The 18,388-nt window shown below is 74.0% G+C and carries 17 protein-coding genes; 7 read left to right on the top strand and 10 right to left on the bottom strand.

Features of this window, described 5'->3' with window-relative positions:
* Positions 1 to 18: 18 nt before the first annotated feature.
* The 3 genes from ACIPW5_RS22490 to ACIPW5_RS22480 form a co-directional block, all read right to left on the bottom strand.
* The gene (locus ACIPW5_RS22490) at positions 19 to 234 is read right to left on the bottom strand and encodes a DUF6243 family protein (RefSeq protein WP_401247592.1); all 216 of its coding nucleotides are present in this window, start codon (positions 232 to 234) and stop codon (positions 19 to 21) included.
* 119 nt (positions 235 to 353) lie between these two features.
* Positions 354 to 1,379 carry a hemolysin family protein gene (locus ACIPW5_RS22485; protein ID WP_401247590.1) on the bottom strand — a complete coding sequence of 342 codons (1,026 nt, stop codon included), beginning with the start codon at positions 1,377 to 1,379 and terminating at the stop codon, positions 354 to 356.
* Positions 1,376 to 2,716: a hemolysin family protein gene (locus ACIPW5_RS22480; protein WP_401247587.1), complete on the bottom strand. Its 1,341-nt coding sequence runs from the start codon at positions 2,714 to 2,716 to the stop codon at positions 1,376 to 1,378. The genes ACIPW5_RS22485 and ACIPW5_RS22480 overlap by 4 nt, the downstream gene beginning before the upstream one ends.
* 313 nt (positions 2,717 to 3,029) lie before the next feature.
* On the opposite strand from ACIPW5_RS22480, the gene ACIPW5_RS22475 reads away from it, so the two are divergent.
* Both ACIPW5_RS22475 and ACIPW5_RS22470 read left to right on the top strand, forming a co-directional pair.
* A complete protein-coding gene (locus ACIPW5_RS22475) occupies positions 3,030 to 4,004 on the top strand; it encodes a sporulation protein (protein WP_401247772.1) in 975 nt (324 codons plus the stop codon).
* 106 nt (positions 4,005 to 4,110) lie between these two features.
* Positions 4,111 to 4,881: a methyltransferase domain-containing protein gene (locus tag ACIPW5_RS22470; protein WP_401247584.1), complete on the top strand. Its 771-nt coding sequence runs from the start codon at positions 4,111 to 4,113 to the stop codon at positions 4,879 to 4,881.
* 36 nt (positions 4,882 to 4,917) lie between these two features.
* Here the strand turns inward: ACIPW5_RS22470 and ACIPW5_RS22465 are convergent, their stop codons facing one another.
* Together ACIPW5_RS22465 and ACIPW5_RS22460 are read right to left on the bottom strand one after the other, a co-directional pair.
* Positions 4,918 to 5,850 (bottom strand): M56 family metallopeptidase, encoded by a 933-nt coding sequence (locus ACIPW5_RS22465; protein ID WP_401247581.1) that lies wholly within the window; start codon positions 5,848 to 5,850, stop codon positions 4,918 to 4,920.
* A 4-nt stretch (positions 5,851 to 5,854) separates the two neighbouring features.
* Complete coding sequence (locus ACIPW5_RS22460) at positions 5,855 to 6,259, bottom strand: BlaI/MecI/CopY family transcriptional regulator (protein ID WP_401247578.1); 405 nt, start codon at positions 6,257 to 6,259, stop codon at positions 5,855 to 5,857.
* 463 nt (positions 6,260 to 6,722) lie between these two features.
* Between ACIPW5_RS22460 and ACIPW5_RS22455 the strand changes: the two genes are divergently transcribed.
* Together ACIPW5_RS22455 and ACIPW5_RS22450 are read left to right on the top strand one after the other, a co-directional pair.
* Positions 6,723 to 7,142, top strand: coding sequence for a molybdopterin-binding protein (locus tag ACIPW5_RS22455; RefSeq protein WP_401247575.1), 420 nt, complete (start codon positions 6,723 to 6,725; stop codon positions 7,140 to 7,142).
* Between the two features lie 212 nt (positions 7,143 to 7,354).
* Positions 7,355 to 9,160 (top strand): alpha/beta fold hydrolase, encoded by a 1,806-nt coding sequence (locus ACIPW5_RS22450; RefSeq protein ID WP_401247572.1) that lies wholly within the window; start codon positions 7,355 to 7,357, stop codon positions 9,158 to 9,160.
* A 34-nt stretch (positions 9,161 to 9,194) separates the two neighbouring features.
* Here ACIPW5_RS22450 and ACIPW5_RS22445 read toward each other — a convergent pair whose 3' ends face one another.
* Positions 9,195 to 10,679, bottom strand: a complete 1,485-nt coding sequence (locus ACIPW5_RS22445) for a neuraminidase (sialidase) (protein ID WP_401247570.1) — start codon at positions 10,677 to 10,679, stop codon at positions 9,195 to 9,197.
* Between the two features lie 304 nt (positions 10,680 to 10,983).
* On the opposite strand from ACIPW5_RS22445, the gene ACIPW5_RS22440 reads away from it, so the two are divergent.
* Together ACIPW5_RS22440 and ACIPW5_RS22435 are read left to right on the top strand one after the other, a co-directional pair.
* Positions 10,984 to 11,505, top strand: coding sequence for a CAP domain-containing protein (locus tag ACIPW5_RS22440; RefSeq protein ID WP_401247567.1), 522 nt, complete (start codon positions 10,984 to 10,986; stop codon positions 11,503 to 11,505).
* A gap of 23 nt (positions 11,506 to 11,528) precedes the next feature.
* Positions 11,529 to 11,813 carry a hypothetical protein gene (locus ACIPW5_RS22435; RefSeq protein WP_401247565.1) on the top strand — a complete coding sequence of 95 codons (285 nt, stop codon included), beginning with the start codon at positions 11,529 to 11,531 and terminating at the stop codon, positions 11,811 to 11,813.
* Between the two features lie 81 nt (positions 11,814 to 11,894).
* Here ACIPW5_RS22435 and ACIPW5_RS22430 read toward each other — a convergent pair whose 3' ends face one another.
* Positions 11,895 to 12,098, bottom strand: coding sequence for a hypothetical protein (locus ACIPW5_RS22430; protein ID WP_401247562.1), 204 nt, complete (start codon positions 12,096 to 12,098; stop codon positions 11,895 to 11,897).
* Positions 12,099 to 12,286: 188 nt separating this feature from the next.
* Here ACIPW5_RS22430 and ACIPW5_RS22425 point away from each other — a divergent pair, with 188 nt between their 5' ends.
* Entirely contained in the window at positions 12,287 to 12,535 is a 249-nt protein-coding gene (locus tag ACIPW5_RS22425) for a LapA family protein (RefSeq protein ID WP_401247559.1), read from the top strand.
* Positions 12,536 to 12,573: 38 nt separating this feature from the next.
* Here ACIPW5_RS22425 and ACIPW5_RS22420 read toward each other — a convergent pair whose 3' ends face one another.
* The 3 genes from ACIPW5_RS22420 to ACIPW5_RS22410 form a co-directional block, all read right to left on the bottom strand.
* A complete protein-coding gene (locus ACIPW5_RS22420) occupies positions 12,574 to 13,293 on the bottom strand; it encodes a BTAD domain-containing putative transcriptional regulator (RefSeq protein ID WP_401247556.1) in 720 nt (239 codons plus the stop codon).
* A gap of 104 nt (positions 13,294 to 13,397) precedes the next feature.
* Complete coding sequence (locus ACIPW5_RS22415) at positions 13,398 to 16,862, bottom strand: DUF4157 domain-containing protein (RefSeq protein ID WP_401247553.1); 3,465 nt, start codon at positions 16,860 to 16,862, stop codon at positions 13,398 to 13,400.
* Between the two features lie 3 nt (positions 16,863 to 16,865).
* Positions 16,866 to 18,335, bottom strand: coding sequence for a DUF6519 domain-containing protein (locus tag ACIPW5_RS22410; RefSeq protein ID WP_401247551.1), 1,470 nt, complete (start codon positions 18,333 to 18,335; stop codon positions 16,866 to 16,868).
* Positions 18,336 to 18,388: the final 53 nt, after the last annotated feature.

Raw genomic sequence — 18,388 nt, 5'->3', positions numbered from 1 at the left:
ACGCCGAGGGCCGGCGCGTCAGCTCTGCGCGGTGTCGTCGCCCGTCTGGCCGGCTTCCTCGGCCGGGCGGGCCTTCGCGCGCATCTTGCGCACCAGCTCGGCCTTGCGGTCGGCGGCACCCTGCCGGTCGAGGTTGCGGTGCGGGCCGTTGTTCTGGCGCTCGGCGCGGGACTGCCTCTTGCGCTGGCCGCCGCCCTGGCCCACGGGGTTGTTGATGTTCTTGCTGTCGGTCACGGATTCTCCCGGTGAAGCAGTGAAGAGATGTGCGGATTCATGACAAAGACGGTATCCGGTCCCGCTCGGGGGCGGCGGCTGCGGGGGGAGCGCGAGGCCCCCCCGCAGCCGCCGGCGGGTCAGACGGGGTCGGGGGCGGCTTCGCCGACCAGTTCCTCCAGGACGTCCTCCATGGTGACGAAACCCACGACGGCGCCCTGGGCGTCCGTCACGGCGGCGAGGTGCGTGCCGGCGGTCCGCATGGCGGTCATGGTGTCGTCGAGAGGGGTGTCCAGCGCGACGGTGGTGACCGTGTGCAGGGCCTCCGTCGGGAAGGGCGCGGTCCGGTCGGTGGCGGCCAGGGCGTCCTTGATGTGCAGGAAGCCGAGGATCGCGCCGTCCGGGCCGGTGACGACCAGGCGCGAGTAGCCGTGCTCGGCGGCGGTCCGCTCCAGTCCGCGCGGGGTGACGTCCCGGTCCACGGTGACGAACCCGGCACGCGGGATCATGATCTCGCCGACGTTCCTCGTGCCGAGTTCCAGGGCGTCCTGGAGGCGTTCGCTGTCCTCGGGGTCGATGAGTCCGGCGTCCCGCGAGTCCTTGACCAGGCGGGCCAGCTCGTCGTCGGTGAAGACGGCGGAGACCTCGTCCTTGGGCTCGACCTTCAGCAGGCGCAGCAGGGCGTTGGCGAAGGCGTTGATGCCGAAGACGACGGGGCGCAGGGCCCGGGTGAGGGCGACCAGCGGCGGGCCGAGGAACAGGGCGGTCGGCGCGGGCGCGGCGAGGGCGATGTTCTTCGGGACCATCTCTCCGATCAGCATGTGCAGGTACGTCGCCAGGGTGAGCGCGATCACGAACGCGATCGGGTGGATCAGCGCCTCGGGTACGCCGATCGCCTCGAAGGGCGGTTCCAGCAGGTGCGCGATGGCCGGCTCGGCGACCGCGCCGAGGACCAGCGAGGAGACGGTGATGCCGAGCTGGGCGGTGGCCATCATCGCCGACAGGTGTTCCAGTGCCCAGATCGTGGTCCGGGCCCGCCGGTTGCCCTTGAGGGCCTCCGGCTCGATCTGGCTGCGGCGCACGGAGATCAGCGCGAACTCGGCGCCGACGAAGAAGGCGTTGGTGACCAGGGTCAGGGCGCCGATCAGCAGCTGGATCGTGGTCATCGGTTCTCCTCCTCGGTCTCGTCGGCGGGGGTGGACTCGGGTGCGGTGATGCGCACGCGGTCGGCGCGGTGGTGCTCTATCCGCAGGACGGCGAGCTGCCAGCCCTCGACGTCGACGCGGTCGTCCGTCGTGGGGATGCGCTCCAGGCGGGTGGCGACCAGGCCGGCCAGGGTCTCGTACGGGCCCTCGGGGACGGCGAAGCCGATCTCCTCCAGCTGGTCCGTGCGGACGCTGCCCTCGGCCTCCCACACCGCGCGCCCGTCCGGGGCCGGGGCGCAGGGCGCGAGGTCGGGGACTTCCTTCGGGTCGTGTTCGTCGCGGACCTCGCCCACGACCTCCTCGACGATGTCCTCGACGGTCGCCACGCCCGCGGTGCCGCCGTACTCGTCGATGACGACGGCCATGGTGCGCGCCTTGCGGAGCCGCCTCAGCAGGGTGTCGACGGGCAGGGAGTGCGGCACCAGCAGGGCCGAGGTCATGAGCTCGGTGACCGGGGTCAGCATCCGCTTGTCCTCGTCGAGGTCCAGGACGTCGCGGATGTGCAGGGTGCCGACGACCTCGTCCAGCGTGTCCCGGTAGACCGGGAACCGGGACAGGCCGGTCGCCAGCGTCAGGTTCGCGGCGTCCGCGGCGGTGGCGTGCGCCTCCAGGGCCTGTACGTCCACGCGGGGGGTCATGACGTTCTCTGCGGTCAGCTCGCCCAGGCGGAGCGTACGGACGAACAGCTCGGCCGAGTCGGCCTCGATGGCGCCCTCGCGGGCCGAGTGCCGGGCCAGTGCCACCAGCTCCTCCGGCGTGCGCGCGGAGGCCAGCTCCTCGGCGGGCTCCAGGCCGAACCGGCGCACGAGCCGGTTGGCCGTGTTGTTCAGGTGCCGGATCAGCGGGGCGAAGGCGGCCGTGAAGGCGCGCTGGGGGCCCGCGACGACCTTGGCCACCGCCAGCGGACGGGAGATCGCCCAGTTCTTCGGGACCAGCTCGCCGACCACCATGAGGACGATGGTCGACAGCGCCACGCCGAGCAGGGTGGCGGTGGTGGACACGGCGCCGGACGGCAGGCCGGCGGCCTCCAGCGGGCCGCGCAGCAGCACGGACACGGAGGGCTCCGCGAGCATGCCGATGACCAGGGAGGTCACCGTGATGCCGAGCTGGGCGCCCGAGAGCTGGAAGGTGAGCCGCTTGGCGGCCTTCAGGGCGCCCTCGGCGCCCCGCTCACCGGCCGCGGCGGCGCGTTCGAGCTCGCTCCGCTCCACGGTGGTCAGGGAGAACTCGGCGGCCACGAACACGGCACAGGCCAGTGTCAGCGCGAGCGCGACGAGCAGCAGCAGGAACTCGGTCACCGTGCCACCCCCGCTCCCGGCTCGTGGATCTTCGGGCAGGTCGTGGCACGGCAGGGACTGGGAGGTTCACCCATTGCGGGTCTGCTGCTCCGTTTCGCGCTCGGCGGGCCGTGGGCCCGGACTGTTGTTCGGTCACGGACAGTATCCGCGACTTTTTGGTAAAGGGCAAGCAAAGTGCCGCGTGCATCGTTCCGTCGCCCGGAGGCGGCGGCGCCGTGCGGCGGGGGTGCTGCGGCCATGCTTCTACATGTGTGTAGATTTTGCCAGGCTGATCTTCGTTTCGCGAACCATGACTGAAGGAGTGAGCGCCACGATGGTGTTCAAGCGACTGCTCGGCTCGATGGGCATCGGTGGTCCCAGCGTCGACACGGTCCTCGACCCCGCGGGTGCCGTGCCCGGCGGCAGCCTGACCGGCGAGGTCCGGCTCACCGGCGGCCGCGCGGCCTTCGACATCGAGCACATCACCCTCGAACTCGTCGCCCGCGTCGAGGCGGAGACCGGGCACGGCGAGCACGAGGGCACCGTCGCCTTCGAGCGCTTCACCGTCGGCGGGGGCTTCCGCCTCGACGAGGGCGAGAAGCGCACCGTGCCGTTCGCGGTGGACCTGCCCTGGGAGACCCCCGTCACCGAACTGCACGGCCGGCCGCTCGGCATCGTCCTCGGCGTGCGCACGGAACTCGGTGTGGCCGGCGCCAAGGACAAGGGCGACCTCGACGCCCTCACCGTCCGTCCCCTCCCCGTCCAGGAAGCGGTCCTGGAGGCCCTGGGGCAGCTCGGCTTCGCCTTCAGGTCCGCCGATCTCGAGTACGGGCACATCGGCGGCACCGGCCAGGAGCTGCCCTTCCACCAGGAGATCGAACTGGCCCCCGCCGCCCGGTACGCCGACCGGGTCAACGAGATCGAGGTCACCTTCCTCGCCAACCCCGCGGGCATGGACGTGATCCTGGAGGCCGACCGGCGCGGCGGCCCCTTCACGGGCGGGCACGACGCCCTCGCCCGCCACACGGTCCGCCACGACCAGCTCGCCCACACGGACTGGAACGCCGAGGTCGACGCCTGGATCCGCGCCCTGGCCGAGGCCCACGCGACCCGCACCGCGCACGGCCACGCCCCGTACGGGGACGAGCACGGTCACGGACCCGGCGGCCACCGCTCCGGCCCCGGTGCCGGCACCGCGATCGCGGCCGGCGCCGCGGGTCTCGCCGTCGGCGTGGTCGGCGGCATGGTGGCCGCCGAAGCCGTCGACGAGATCGGCGACTTCTTCGAGGGCGACGAGGACGAGTCCTGACGGAACGGAGGGGAGGAGGCGGGCGATTCGGCCATCTCCCTGCGGGTCCGGGCCGTCGATCCTAAGCTGACGCCGTAGGGGGAGACGGCTTGAGGGGGCACGCCTCATGGGGGCAGTGAGCAGGGGATCGTCGGCGCTGAAGGCGGGCGTCAGGCGGCTCGTGAGGCGCACGGGGTTCGACATCGTGCGCAGCACCGACAACAGGGGTGGCGTCGACGACTTCATCCCGTTCGAGGCGACGATCCGGGCCGCACGCGCGAGCGGCCTGTCGGTCGGTGACCACATCGACGCGGTCATGAACGGGACGCCCGGCGCCACGCAGTTCACCATCGACGAACTGCGGTCCCTCGGCGTCTACGCCGCCGGGCCGCGCACGGTGCTGGAGATCGGCCCCGGATCCGGGCGGTACCTGGAGAAGACGCTGAAGGAGTGCTCGCCGGAGCGCTACGAGATCTACGAGACGGCGGCACCCTGGGCCGGCTACCTCGTGGAGACGTTCGGGGCGGTCGCCCGGCCGGCGGAAGGATCCAGCCTGGCGCCGACACCCGACGCCAGCATCGACCTCGTCCAGGCCCACAAGGTCTTCAACACCGTGACCTTCCTCTGCGCCTCCCGGTACTTCTTCGAGATGGCCCGCGTCGCCCGGCCCGGCGGCCGGATCGTCTTCGACGTGATGACGGAGAGGTGTCTGGACCCGGCCACGGTGCGCACCTGGGCGACCCGGGGCGGGGCCGGCCACGACACCTATCCCACCCCCATCCCGCGCGGGACGTGCGTGGACCTCTTCGGCACCCTCGGCTGCACCCTGGAGGCGAGCTTCCTGGCGCCCATGGGCGTGGCCACCACGGAGGTGCTCGTCTTCGCCAAGGGGGCCTGAACCCGACGGGCGGGCCGCCGCCCTCGCCCCGGACCGTCAGGGCGAGAACGTCGCCGCGTGCAGGATGAGGCCGAGCGTGACGGCCGCGTTGGCCGAGGACAGGGCCGAGGCCGTCGCCCCGCCCGCGGCCGTCCACACGGCCAGCCCGGCTGCGGTGCAGGCCGGCGGCCAGGCCCGTGCGGCGGGGGCGGGCGCGAGCAGGGCGGCGACGCGGCGCGGAACCGGGCCGGCCACCGCGAAGTGGGCGAGCGCGGACACCGGCGCTCCGCGGGAGACCAGACCGGCCTTGCCGATGGCCCGCGCCACCGTCCTCCGGCTGCCGACCTGCGTCGCGGCCACCTCGTCGGCCCACCGCTCGGCGGTGTACGCGACCGCCGTGCGCAGGGGCCGCAGGAAGGGGTTGGCCCGGGCGGCCAGCCGTACGGTCAGCAGCAGGCGGTCGTGGCGCCCCGTCAGATGCGCGCGCTCGTGGGCGAACAGGGCCCGCCGCTCCCGCGAGGTGAGGGCCGACAGCATGCCGGTGCTGGCCACGACCCGTCCGGCCGGACCGGGCAGCGCGTACGCGTACGGGGCGGCGTCCCGCAGGACCACCACGGGTCCCGGCCGGGCCGTGCCCAGCGCCTCCTCGGCCCGGCGGCGGACCCGGCGGTGGCGCCACGTGGTGCCGGCACACGACACCAGCACGGTGAGCAGCGCCGGGATGGCGAGCCGGCCCGCGACCTCGTCGTACGGAACGGCCTCCCGCACCTCCGGGTCGGACCAGCCGTCCGGCAGCGGGTTGCCCGGGAGCTGCGCCGTGCCCACCACCATGACCAGGGCGAGGCACAGGGTGCTGCAACAGGCCAGTACGGCGGCGATGACGGTCAGCAGCCGGGTGGCGGTACGCGGGTGCAGGTGCTGCTCGGCGAGCCGGGCGATCGGCCACGCGGTGAACGGAAGGACCAGCGGCAGGAAGACGAAGACCCCCATGGCGTCAGTCTTCCTCCTCCTCGGCCGCCTGGGCCAGCAGATCGCGCAACAGCTGCTCGTCACCCGGGGGGAGCGCCGTCACGAAGCTCGCGAGGACCGCCTGCCGGTCCGCCTCGCCGTCGAGGACCTTCCTCATCCGCAGCGCCGCCAGCCCGGAGCCGTCGGCCTCGGGCGTCCACCGGAACGACCGCCCGACGCGCTCACGGGCCACGGCGCCCTTGGCGTGCAGCCGGGTCAGGATGGTCATGACCGTCGTATAGGCGATCGGGCCGCCGATCCGCTCCTGCACCCACGCGGCGGTGACCGGTCCCGGGGCGTCCCCGAGAGCCGCCAGCACCTGGACCTCCAGCTCGCCCTGTCCGCGTCTGCGCGACTGCCGGTCGTCACCGCCCCCGCTGCGCACGTCCACCCGTCGACCTCCTGTGCACCCGGCGCCCTGCCCGCCGGTGATCGCGGCCCATCGTACTGAGTGCCCGCCCGCTGCCCGGTGACCGGGATTCCACGGGGCGAAAACGCCGCTCCGATCGGGTTCTCCCCCCCTCGTGTAAATGCCGGGCGAAGGGGCGGAATCGGCAGGGCATCTGCCACCGCTCGACCACCCTTGGCACTGCATCTGCACTAATGCGAAAGGCGGTCCCATCCGGCGGGACGCCCCGCCGGATGGGTCGAAAGCCCCAGGTCAGTACGGTCATCGGTCGTCGGAATCCGAGGCCTTCAGGCCTTGCTCGAATATGCCGGACCATTGCGGCCATTCGGCTGGAGAATACGACCGGCGTGGACCGGTCGCGATTTCCCGTCGGGTAATGTCGAACATGACGCAGGTCACAGGAGTGCCTGCTGTTTCGTTTCCGACTTTGTGAGGCGTGTTTTCCATGAGCCTGTCCATCCGCAACCAGATCGCCGGCACCGTCACCGCTGTCACCACGGGCGAGGCCATGGCCTCGGTGAAGGTGCGCCTCGCCGGCGGCCAGGACATCACCGCCGCGATCACCGCCGACGCGGTGAAGGACCTGGGCCTGGCGGAGGGCTCCGCCGTCAAGGCGCTCGTGAAGTCCACCGAGGTCGCGCTGGCGACCGGCCCGGTCGAGGGCATCTCCATCCGCAACCAGCTCGCGGGCACCGTCACCGACGTCGCCACCGGCGGCGCCATGGGCTCCGTCAAGGTGTCCGTCGCGGGCGGCGAACTGACCGCCGCGATCACCAAGGACGCCGTCGAGGCCCTCGGCCTGTCCGCCGGCACCCCCGTCGTCGCCCTGATCAAGGCCACCGAGGTCTCCCTCTCCGCCGCCTGATCCCCCCGCACCACCACGAGGGCCGCGCATCCTCCGCGATGCGCGGCCCTCGCCCGTCCCCGCTCGGGCTCCTTAGCTCGAGTGGGGCGCGGGTGCGGGCATTTCACCCCAACACCACCGATTCTGATGAAGATTGATGGCATGTCAGTTTGCTCCCGACTGGGCTGATCATGATGCCGATCGATATCCGTTCACAGAGAAGGTGGTCCCGAATGACCAGTGAAACGACTCCGTCGGTCACCGAAGCGACGCTCACCGACATCGCCACCAACGGCATCTGGGGCCCGGGCCACAGTGTCAGCCAGGCCGTCGTCGACGTGTCCCGGGCGCTGCTCGCCGCCCTCCAGGGCGAGGAGGGTGTCGAACTCCCGCAGGAGCTCGCCGAGCTGGTCGCCGACGTGCGGCGGATCGGCACGATCGGGCTCCCCCGCATCACGGGGCACGAAGGCGTCCGGCTTTCGTCGTTCCGGATCAAGCTGAACGACGACGCCCCGCACCCCGTGGTGATCGTGCCCGCCGGCTGGAACCCGTACGGCTGGCTGCCCTTCCTCTACGCGTACCTCAGGCTGGCCCAGCGCGGCTACCACGTGCTCGCCTACTCGCCGCGCGGCATCGGCATCGAGGGCTGGCCGTCGACCTCCGAGGGCTTCGTCGACGTGGCCGGGCCCAACGACTGGGCCGACGGCACGTGCGTGATCGACTACGCGCAGCAGACCCTGGAGCCCAGCCGGATCGGCTTCCTCGGCGAATCCTACGGCTCCGGGATCAGCCAGCTGGTCGCCGCGCACGACCCGGCCGCCCGGGTCGACGCCGTGGTCGCGCTGAGCACCTGGGGGAACCTCGCCACCAGCCTCTACCACAACGGCACCCGTCACCTGGAGGCCGTGCAGGCGCTGATCGCCTTCACCGGCGGCCCGATGGAGCAGAAGTTCGACGCGGAGACCCAGCAGTTCCTCAAGGACTTCCTGAGCGGCCGCAACCTGGACGAGGTGGTCGAGTGGGGCACCAGGCGTTCCCCGGAGACGTACGTCGACCGGACCAACGCGCGCGGCATCCCGACGTTCATCTCGAACACCTGGCACGAGACGCTGTTCCCGGTCAACCCGGTGCTCGACCTCTTCGAGCGGCTCACCGTCCCGAAGCGCCTGAACCTGTGGATCGGCGACCACGGCGCCCCCGAGGGCCCCGGCCTGGCCGGGCTGGTGCTCGGGGTGCCGTTCCCCGGGCTGGCGGAGCCGACCCGGGAGGCCTACGCGTGGCTGGACCACCATCTGCTCGGCATCGCCAACGAGGTGCCGGACTGGGCCGCGGTGAAGAGCCAGAGCATGTTCAGCTACCAGACGGTCGCCATCCCGGGCGGCACCAACCTGATCACCGTCCCGGCCCGCCGGGAGGCGCACCCGTCGTGGCACGAGGCCACCACCGGAAGCGAGACCTGGTACCTCACCGGGGCCGGCGACACCGGCGACGGCGCGCTGGCCGACAAGCCGGCCGTCGGCTGGTCGCGGGAGTTCGAGGCCGGCGCCCTGACCTCCTCCGTCGCCGGCGAGCTGCTGAAGGCCGGGCAGCGGGAGTGGTTCGGCAACCCCGGCACCTACAAGTTCACGGAGTTCGAGCGCGACCAGCTGCTGGTCTGGTCGACCGACCCGCTGACCGGCCCCGGCGAGGTCGCCCGCCGGATCCGTGGCGCCGCCACCGTGCGGCTCGGCGTGCGCAGCAGCGTGGACGCCGCCACCGTGGTCGCGTACCTGTACGACGTCGCCCCGAACGGCACCGCCCGGATCATCACCCACGAGCCGTACACCGTCACCGACCTGACCCCGCAGGTGAACACCACCGTCACCTGGGACCTCCAGGCCGCCTCCTACGACCTGCCGGTCGGACACCGCCTCGCCCTGGTCGTCAACAGCCGCGACCCGCTGTACTCCTACGCGGGCTCGGACCTCCCCGTCCTCACCACGACCACGGTCGGCTCCGTGAGCGGCAGCGAGGCCAGGCTGGAACTCCCGCTGGGCTGACGCCCCGGGGTTCCCTGGCGGGCCACCGCCGTGGTCAGTCGGTGTCGGGGCCGAGGGTGGTGGTGTACACGTCCGTCCGGTTCTGCGGGGCGTTCGCGCGGGTTTCGGTCAGGACCGCACGGAAGCCCTTGCCGGATGCCACGAGGCCCTGGTAGTCGCCGAGGAAGTAGCCCCCGGCGAACGGCGCCTGCAGCCAGTCGAAGACGCGCGAGATCCGCCGCTCGGTGCGTCGGCCCGGGTCCCCGTGGGGGAGCGTGGCCAGCTGGTAGGCGGTGGGCAGGGTCGTGGTGTCGCCCGGCTTGAGGAAGCGCAGGTCGTAGTAGGTGAGCGCGACGGTGCCCCGCTCGTCGACCGCGATGGACGGGGAGAAGGCCGGGACGGCCCCGGGGCTGATCAGCTCCGGAGCCGTCCAGGTGCGGCCGTCGTCGCGGGAGCGCACCAGCTGGACCGAGTTGAAGCTCCCGCCGGAGAAGTCGGCGCCCTCGTAGGCCATGTACAGCGTGCCCGTCTTCGGATCGACGGCCGGGCTGGGCAGGGTGGACCCGGCGCGCAGCGGCTTGCCGGGGTCGTTCGGGTCGACCTCCGGTACGGAGGTGTCCCGGGCCACGGTGACGGGGGCGCTCCAGGTCTCTCCCGCGTCGGCCGAGGTGACCACCTGGTAGTGGGCTTCGACGACGGTGCCCAGGTCGGCGGAGTAGGTGATCCGGTCGAAGAAGTCGTACAGGGCACCGCTCTGCCGGTTCACGACGATCTGGTGGCCGATGGTCTGGGTGTTCGGCACGGCGGCGGTGTCGACGAACTTCCGTGCCCTGCTCCAGGTGCGGCCGCCGTCGCGGGTGAGGGAGATGTAGCCCGGGCCGTCGAGGGAGCCGGGCCCCGGCGGATCGTTGTCGAGGCGGTTCCAGACCTGGTAGGCGGTGCCCTTGCGGACCGGGTCGGCGGTGATGGAGGGCTTGTCGTTGAAGAACGGCTGCTCGTCGACGTGCGTGGTGGTCACGTTCTGCCAGCTGCGGCCCCCGTCGCGGGAGGTCGCGGCGAGGAGGCCGGTGCGCGTGCTCTTGACGAAGTCGACGCCCTCCCCGCCGGCGTAGACGATGCCGTCCGGTCCGGTGGAGACCCAGGGGTCGGTGGCCCGTTCGAAGTCCGCGCCGCCGGGGGCGCACAGGCTGAACGGGAGGGTGCTCTGCCGGAAGGTGCGGCCGTCCGTGCTCCAGGAGGCCACCAGGCCGCGGGCCCCGCCGTCGTTCCAGCGGTCCTGCTGGTAGACGGTGACCACGCGCTTCGGGTCGTGCGGATCGACGGACAGGTACGGTTCCACCTCGCTGCCCGGGTAGACGACGCTGTCGGGGGAGACCGCACCGATGGTGCAGTCCGCGTACGGATCGCCGTGCGACACCCTGACCAGGGGCGCGCCGCCGGAGCCGCCGCCCGGGTCGGCCGAGGCCGGAGCCGCGGCGGTGACCGTGGCGAGCAGGACGGCGGCGGCCGCGGCGGCGGTCAGCGGAACGAAGGCGCGCATACGGGGTCTCCTCCGGGCCTGGGCGGCCGGCTGCGGGGGCACGGAGACGACTCCGCCCGATCCTCTTCGGCGCGGTGGCCGGTGCGCTTGATGGGCCGGACGGCTGAGGCAGGCGGTCCGGTCGTGGCGGGGGCGCCCCGGTCGTACGGTGGAGGCAGCGGAAGGCGTCGGCCGCGCAGACCCCTGCGGCGGCGTTCGCCCCGCCACAGGCCGCGCGCCACCTCGTGGGCCGCCCCAGGGCGGCGCCGACGGGGGCCGGGTGACGTGGGCGGCTCCTCGCGACCCCTGACGAGGGGGATGACCCATGGGTACCAGGAACACCCGGCTGCGCCGCGTGTGCGCCGCCGCCTGCACGGCCCCGCTGCTGCTGCTCGGCGGCGTGGCCTTCGCGGGCGCCGCCCACGCGGCCCCGTACACCGCCACCGTCACCCGAGCCGTCCAGCAGTCCTCGCCCGGCGAGATCCTCGCGCTGGTGAACGCGGAACGGGCCAAGGCCAACTGCGAACCGCTGAAGGAGGACCCGAGGCTGATGCAGGCCGCCCAGGCCCACGCCGACGACATGGCGGCCAACAACCTGACCGCCCACGACGGCTCGGACGGCTCCACCGCCCTCTCGCGGATGCAGCGGGCCGGCTACGACCCGATGGGCCCGTCGGCCGAGAACGTCTCGGGGCCGGGCTACGACTCGTCCAAGGCCCACGTCGACGGCTGGATGGCCAGCGACCGGGGCCACCGCGCCACGATCCTGAACTGCCAGTACAAGGAGACCGGGATCGGCACGAACGGCCAGTTCGCCGTCGAACTGTTCGCCGTCCAGTCCCGGTAGCCGCACGGAAGCAGGTGTGTGCCATGCGTACGCCCACCCGGATCGCCGGTGTCCTCACCGGCCTGGCCCTGTCGCTGGGCGGCGCGGCGGTCACGGCGGTCGCCGCCCCGGCCGTGCGGGCCGACATCCCCGCCTGCGTGAACATGGCGGCGCAGGCGGGAGCCGGCGCCACCGAGGCCGTCACGGCGGCCTGCACCCGCGGGGTGTCCGGCGACCTCACGGGCTGCGTGGACGGGCTGACCCAGGCGGGAGTGCCGGGAGGCGCGGCCGGCGGCGCCTGCCGGCTCGCGGCGCTCGAACCGAGGTGACCGGACCGGAACGGACACGGTCCGTCGCGATGGCCGGCTCCGGGCCCGTGGAACAGGGCCCGGAGCCGGACGTCGCGCCCGTCAGGTGATCGTCTCCCTGGTCCCGTCCGGCAGCGTACAGACGTCGCCGCCGTAGGGGACCGACTTGACCTGCCCGCCGGCGGCGGTGCATTCGTCCCTGGTGATGTCCGGGGACGAGGCGGCCTGGGCGCCGACGGCACCCAGGGCGCTGATGCCCGCGAGGACCGCCGCGGCCAGGGCCAGGCCCAGCTTTCGCGCATGCATGGCTCTCCTCCCGTCAGGCGCCGGTTCCGGCTTCCTGGAAGGACGAGGACACGTCTCGCGCCGACGGCGCCTCCTCCCAGCATGCGCGGCACGCCGGTGCCCCGCGAGGCAGGGCCGCCACCGCCCGCGGTGGTCCGTTCGGCCGCCTCCACGGGGTGCGGCCGGCCGGTCCGGCGGATGATGGCCGCATGACAGGCAAGGACGGCCGGTCCCGGTCGCACGGGGGCTCCGGCGGGCGTTCGGCCCTGACGCGTGCGCGCGTCACCACCCTGCTGCTGGTCGCGCTCGCGATCGTCCTGATCGTCGAGAACACCCAGCAGGTGACGATCAGGCTGGTCGTTCCGGTGGTCACGATGCCCCTGTACCTGGCGCTGCTCATCATGTTCGTGATCGGCGGCCTGTGCGGTGCGCTCGTGATGCGGAGCCGGGGCAGGTGACCTCCGGGTCCCGCCCCGCCCGGCGCGGCCGGGCGGCGTCACGCGCCGAGTGATCCCGGGGGCAGCATCGCCGTGAAGCGGGCCGACGGTTCGAGGCCGAGTTCGGCGCGCACCAGGCGGCGGAAGGCCCCGTACTGGCGGACCGCCTCCACCGCGTTGTGCTCGGCCAGGTGCACCGCCACCACCGCCCGGTGCGCGCTCTCCCGCAGCGGCTCGATGCCCACGCACGTGAGGGCCGCGTCCAGTGCGAGGGCGTGGCGCCCGCACCGGGTCAGCCGGGCGCTCAGTGACTCCAGCGCGTGCAGCCGCAACTGCCGCAGCCGCTCCCGCTCGACGAGCACCCACTCGTCGTCCCAGCCCGGCAGCAGGTCCCCGGCGAACAGCAGGCCCGGGAAGGGGTCCTCGCCCGGGTCGCCGTCGCCGTCCACCACGCGCAGCGCCGTCCGCAGGAAGGCGTGCACGTCCACCGTGACCTCCTCGCGGAGCGCGAGCATCTCGCCGCGGCTGTCGACGACGTGGTGGCCGCCCCGGCGCAGCCGCCACAGCGCGGTCCGCAGACTGCCCTGTGCGTGCACCTCCCCGGCCTCCGGCCACAGCGTCCCGGCGGTGCTCCCGCGGCTGACGTCCCGGTTGAGCGCGAGGAAGGCCAGCAACCGCTGCCCCGGGGCCTCGACGGCGACCGCGCCACCCGCCACCTCGAACCGGAACGTGCCCAGCAGCCGCAGTACGGGCGTCGGCAGCGACGTGTCGTACGGCATCGGTCCCCCCTCCCTGTGCCCCCCTTCCCCTTCCCCGCGCCCGGGCGGCCCAACTCACTCGTCCGGGTGGTGTCCCGGTGCGCGGGCGGACGTTCCCGCAGGTCTCAGCGGCCGCGGACCGTGTCGAGGATCCACTTCCGGATCGTCGCGGTCAGCTCGGCGTCCCGGGCCGTCCACTTCGCGACTTCCGCGGGATCCGGGTAGTAGTTGGAGGCGTACTCCCACGCCGACCAACTCCGGGGCCCCTTGGAGGAGTTCGCGGACGCGTCCATCAGGACGAGGTTGTCCCTGCGGACCGCGAGCTGCTGTCGCTCCAGCGGCTTGAGCTTCCCGAAGCCCTCCATCCGGGACATGCGGTCCAGCGAGACGACGTGGTCCACCTGCAGAGCCCCCGAGGACCTGCGCAGCGTGCCGACCTGGTCGACCGTGTGCGCCGCCGCGACCTCGGCCCGCTCGGCGGAGCCGTTGAAGACCACCCGCATGCGCTTGACCGGGCTGACCCGGGCGGCGTCGGCGAGGGCCTCGGCGGCCAGCAGCTCCCGCCGCGCGGCCGCGATCCGCCCGGGTTCCGTCCACGTCCTGCCGTGCCGGTCCGTGCGGACCACGTCGTCGAACGTCCTGAGCTCGTCGTTCAGCTCCTTGACCCGCGCGTGGTCCGTCGCCCCGGAGGCGGTCTTCGGCCCGGCCCTCAGCTCGGCCCGGACGTCCTCCTTGTCCCGGCGCAGGGCCTGGAGCTCCTCCCAGGCCTTGACGTAGGCCTTCTCCGCGGCCTCCTGCCCGGGCACCGGGGCCTGCCAGGCACGCATGTCCGCGACGATCGACTCGAACTCGCCCGTGGCGCCGACCTTCCGCGCGGCCGCGGCCCGGTCCACGAACCCCAGCATCGCGGACTCGTCCATCCGGCGGGCCCGGCCGATCTTGACGATCTCCCTGACCTCCTTGAACGCGGCTTCGAGCTCGGCCCTGCCCGCGCCGGTCAGCCGGGTCACGTCGCCCATCAGGTCGAGGAGCTGCTTCTCCTTGCGCAGTTTCGTCAGCGAACTCGCGCCCTTGCGGACGAGGTGGAACAGGCCCCGCATGAGCAGCGGCACGTCCACCGCGCCGGCGAAGGCCAGGGGCCTGCCGAAGAACGTGCCGATCGCCTGTTGCAGGCCCGCGGTGGCCGAAGCGTGCGTCGTGAGGGCCTCCTTGACCCTCCGGTCGAGCCCCTCCGCCTCGTCGATCCGCGCGGCGAGCTTCTCGAAGCGCGCCGCGGCCGATTCCGCGTCCGACGCGGCGGCGAACTCGCGCAGCGGGCCTTCGAGGGAGGTGAGCCCCTTCGCGGACAGCTTGAGCAGGGCGACCGTCGTCGTCCCCGCGTCCAGGGCCGCGGCCGCCACGGCGACCACGACCCAGGTCAGCGAAGGGCTCTCCCGGAGGAACGACAGCCGGTGGTCGACGGCCTGTTCGCGGTACTCCTCCACCGCCTTCACCGCCTGGTGGACGCCGAGCGCCGTGTTCCCGACCAGCGCGGCCGCCGCCACCCACCCGCCGCCGGGCACGAGGGCCGCCAGGACCAGGGCGATGACCGTCAGGGCCACGGCCGTGAACACGTGCCGGCTGCGCACGGCCTCGACGTGGTCGTCCACGATCGCGCCGTACACCGTGCCGGCTTCGGCCCCCTGGACCTGCTTCGTCGCCTCCACCAGGTCCGGCAGGCTGAACACGCGCTCGGGGTCGTCGGTGAACTCCCGGCGGGCCCGGGCCGTGTCCGCCAGCCGCGCGTCGAGGACCTCCAACAGGTACTGCGCCGCGGCGCCTTCGCCGAGCCCGGAGAGCTTCTCGCGGTCGGTGGCCCGGCCCAGCTTCCCCGGATCGATCAGCGGATCGCCACCGCCCGCGGTCACCACCGCCGTCTCGGCCGAACTCCGCAGGCCGGCGGCCTCCCTGCGGTGGGCGGCGGCCTCCGCGGCGGCCCGGAGCCGCTCGGTCCCGGACTCGGGGTCCGCGCCGGCCCGGACGGTGTCCGCCATCTGCGAGGCGCGCGCGGCCCGCCCGTACAGGCCCGCCGCGCCCGACCCCGCGATCCGGGCGACGAGGCCGGCCACGTAGCCGGGAGTGCGCAGCCTGCCCCGCTCCACGTACAGGAGGCGGTCGTAGTGGGCGAGGACGTCGAGGGCGATGCCGACGGCCTCCTCGCGGAACCGCACCCGGTAGGCCTCCACCGCGTTCAGGAACGCCGCCTCGTCGGCGAACCCCTGACGCGCCAGCGCCGCGTCGAACGCGGCGCCGGCCTCCGCCGCCGCACGCGCCGCCCCGGGCACGTACGCGTGGTACGGCGCGGTGCGGGCGCTCTCCAGGCGCGCGGCGTTCCTGCGCTTCCACAGCCGGTACGGCTCCTCGGACCCGAACAGCGCGCCCGCGGCCGCCTCGGTGGCCTCCGCGCCGGCCTCGCGCACGCGCTCCTCGGCCTCGAACCGGCTGAGGGACGCGTCGAGTTCCCGGAGGTCCGCCGTCGCCCCGGTGATCCTGTCCCGGTACGCCGCACGCCGGTCCGGGGCCAGGGCGGCGAACCTGCGGCCGAGGCGCAGCACGTCCTCGTAGTCGGCCGGGACCAGCGGGTCCGGCCCGGCGAAGAGGACGGCCCTGACGTCCTCGGGCAGGGCCTGGATCTCCCGGAGCAGCTCGTGCTCCGCCACCACGTCGGCACGGGTCCCGCGCCACCGGGCCCGCAGGACGGCGTCCTCGGGACCGGTGCCGAGCCTCGTGCCCGGCGCCAGGCCGTGCTGCTGCCGGAACCGCTGGTCGGCCTCCGCGTCGATCTGCTCCCGCTCGGCCTGCGGGAGCCGGTCCAGTGCGGCCCGGGTGGCGTCGGTGACGGTCAGCCAGATCCCGCCGCTGCGCACGTCGGAGGCGGTCGCCGACAGCCCGCCGGGCCTGCTCCACTGCCACGCGGGGAGACGTCGGGCGACCGCCGCCGGGTCCCGGTCCTGGTAGTACTGGGCGACGAACTCGCTCCGCAGCTCCGCCGGGTCCAGCTCCCGGGTCAGCTTCACCCAGAACGGCTCGCCCCCGCCCCTGGCCTTCGGTTTCGTCCCGGCCGGCGGCAGCCGCTTCAGGTGGAGCCTGCCCAGGCCCTCCCCGCGGGCCTGCTGCGCCACGTGGGCCAGCTCGTGCGCCAGCAGCCGCCGCCCCGCCTCCGAACCGGGCCGGACGCCCTCCCCGAGGACGACGTGCCGGCCGGCCGTGTAGGCCCGCGCGCCCAGGGCCGCGGCCGAGTCGGCAGCCCCGCGCCCGGTGTGCACCCGTACCTGTGACAGGTCCCAGCCCAGCCGGGGCTCCATCGCCGCCCGGGTCGCCGGGTCCAGGGGCTCCCCGGCGGTACCCGTCGGGGAGACCGCCGGCTCCAGCCGCGGCATCGGGCGTACGCTGCCCCGCGCGAGGGACTCGTACCCCTCGGCGAACCGGTCGGCCGCCGCCTCCAGCCGCTCGTCGGGCCCCGGGGCCGCCGGCCCCTCCGGGCCGGGGGCGCGCCACAGGCCCCGCGGTCCGGGCCGGGCGGTGACGGCGGGCGCCTCGCGCGCGGCCACCGCTCACCCCGCCGCGGGGGGCAGCGGTGCGAACCGGGCCACGAGCGGGACGGGGTCGCCCGCCCCGCCCGGCAGGTAGGCGAGCGGCGCGTAGTGGTAGACCACGCCGTGCGGGGCCACCGCGGCCGGCCCCTCCTCGTCCTGCGGCCAGACGACGTCGCCGGGGACGGTCCGGGCCGGCACGAGCCAGTGGTCGCCCCGCCGGAAGCGCCCGGGAGCCCGCTCCCCGGAGCCCTCCCGCGCCGGGCCGCAGTCCTGCGGAACGCCGAAGCGGACCTCGACCCCGTCCTCCAGGGCGATCCACGTGTCGAGGACGACGGGCAGCGCGCCCGCGCCCCCCTGCGGACGGTGGTCCCAGCGCCGCAGGTACGGGTGGAGCTCCGGGTCCCCGCCGACGCCGAGCGGCGGCCGCCCGCCGGGCGGGCCGGCGCCCGGATCGGCGTCGAGCGTCACCGTGCGGCCGGGCACGTCGACCGCCACGACCCGGTGGACGCGCTGCGGCGGCGTGCCCGGCACCTCGTCCGCGGCGTGCACCGCGGTGGCGTCGTCGACTAGTTCGACCAGGTCCCCGACGTCCACCCCGAGCCGGTGGTCGCGGCCCCACGAGGCGAGGGTCACCACCGGTCCGGCGACCGAGGCCACCGGCAGGGCCACCGAGGCGTTCTCCCGCGACCACACGAACGTGGCCTGCGGCGCCTCGGGCCGCAGGTCCCGGCCGGCGCCCCTGCGGCGGGGCCGCACCACCCGCCGCCCGTCGTCCCCGGGGAACGCGCCGACCCCCGAGGTGTGGATCTGCACCCGGTAGAGCTGGTTCTCCGGCCCCCGGAACCGGGCCCGGGGGGCGGTGACGCACGCGTCCGCCGGTGCCTCCGGCTCGTGCAGGGCCCGCGCGGCCAGCAGCCCGCGCGGCGCGTACAGACCGTCCAGCCAGGAACGGAACCAGACGGTCGCCTCGGCGCCCCCGGGATCCTCCTGCTCCCCGAAGGCGTGCAGCGCCACCTGCCAGACGACCTTGGCCCGGGCGGCCGTGTCCGGGCCGTGGCCGCCGAGGGCGATCTCGCGGATCGCCGGGTCCTGGATCACGGTGATGTCCCGCTCCCAGGCCCGCAGGTAGGCGAGTGCCGGTCCCTCCGGCACGGGGGCCGTCTCCGGGTCCACGTACCCCTCGGGCTGGGTCAGATAGGTGGTCGGGGCGTCGTTCTCCACGAGCACGCCGTCCACGTACAGGCGCCCGGCGCCGATCGCGAGGTCGCGGTCCGGGTCCCGGGCGATCCGGGTCACCGTGAACCCCGGCGCGCCGAGGGGCGCCGCCGCCGGCCCGAGCACGTCGGCGACGACCGTGCGCAGGTAGTGCAGCAGGACGGCGGTCTGCTCGTTCGCGTCCGCGTCGAGGGTCACGCGGCCCTGCTGGTGGACGATCCGGGAGTAGTGCTTCAACGGGTCGAACGAGACGCGCGAGATGTCGACGGACAAGAGGTGCCTCCTCGGTGACACGACGTGGGACGGTACGGGCGGGCCGCGGGGGC

Source organism: Streptomyces sp. NPDC090077 (genome assembly GCF_044747545.1).
In the GTDB taxonomy this organism is placed as follows: Bacteria; Actinomycetota; Actinomycetes; order Streptomycetales; family Streptomycetaceae; genus Streptomyces.
Note: the sequence above shows the minus strand (reverse complement) of the source record. Positions and strands in the feature narration are given on the sequence as shown.

Excerpts from the sequence above, each read along its gene's own strand:
- ACIPW5_RS22485 (WP_401247590.1), bottom strand. The coding sequence starts at position 1,379 with ATGACCACGATCCAGCTGCTGATCGGCGCCCTGACCCTGGTCACCAAC.
- ACIPW5_RS22475 (WP_401247772.1), top strand. The coding sequence starts at position 3,030 with ATGGTGTTCAAGCGACTGCTCGGCTCGATGGGCATCGGTGGTCCCAGC.
- ACIPW5_RS22470 (WP_401247584.1), top strand. The coding sequence starts at position 4,111 with ATGGGGGCAGTGAGCAGGGGATCGTCGGCGCTGAAGGCGGGCGTCAGG.
- ACIPW5_RS22465 (WP_401247581.1), bottom strand. The coding sequence starts at position 5,850 with ATGGGGGTCTTCGTCTTCCTGCCGCTGGTCCTTCCGTTCACCGCGTGG.
- ACIPW5_RS22455 (WP_401247575.1), top strand. The coding sequence starts at position 6,723 with ATGAGCCTGTCCATCCGCAACCAGATCGCCGGCACCGTCACCGCTGTC.
- ACIPW5_RS22450 (WP_401247572.1), top strand. The coding sequence starts at position 7,355 with ATGACCAGTGAAACGACTCCGTCGGTCACCGAAGCGACGCTCACCGAC.
- ACIPW5_RS22445 (WP_401247570.1), bottom strand. The coding sequence starts at position 10,679 with ATGCGCGCCTTCGTTCCGCTGACCGCCGCCGCGGCCGCCGCCGTCCTG.
- ACIPW5_RS22440 (WP_401247567.1), top strand. The coding sequence starts at position 10,984 with ATGGGTACCAGGAACACCCGGCTGCGCCGCGTGTGCGCCGCCGCCTGC.
- ACIPW5_RS22435 (WP_401247565.1), top strand. The coding sequence starts at position 11,529 with ATGCGTACGCCCACCCGGATCGCCGGTGTCCTCACCGGCCTGGCCCTG.
- ACIPW5_RS22430 (WP_401247562.1), bottom strand. The coding sequence starts at position 12,098 with ATGCATGCGCGAAAGCTGGGCCTGGCCCTGGCCGCGGCGGTCCTCGCG.
- ACIPW5_RS22425 (WP_401247559.1), top strand. The coding sequence starts at position 12,287 with ATGACAGGCAAGGACGGCCGGTCCCGGTCGCACGGGGGCTCCGGCGGG.
- ACIPW5_RS22420 (WP_401247556.1), bottom strand. The coding sequence starts at position 13,293 with ATGCCGTACGACACGTCGCTGCCGACGCCCGTACTGCGGCTGCTGGGC.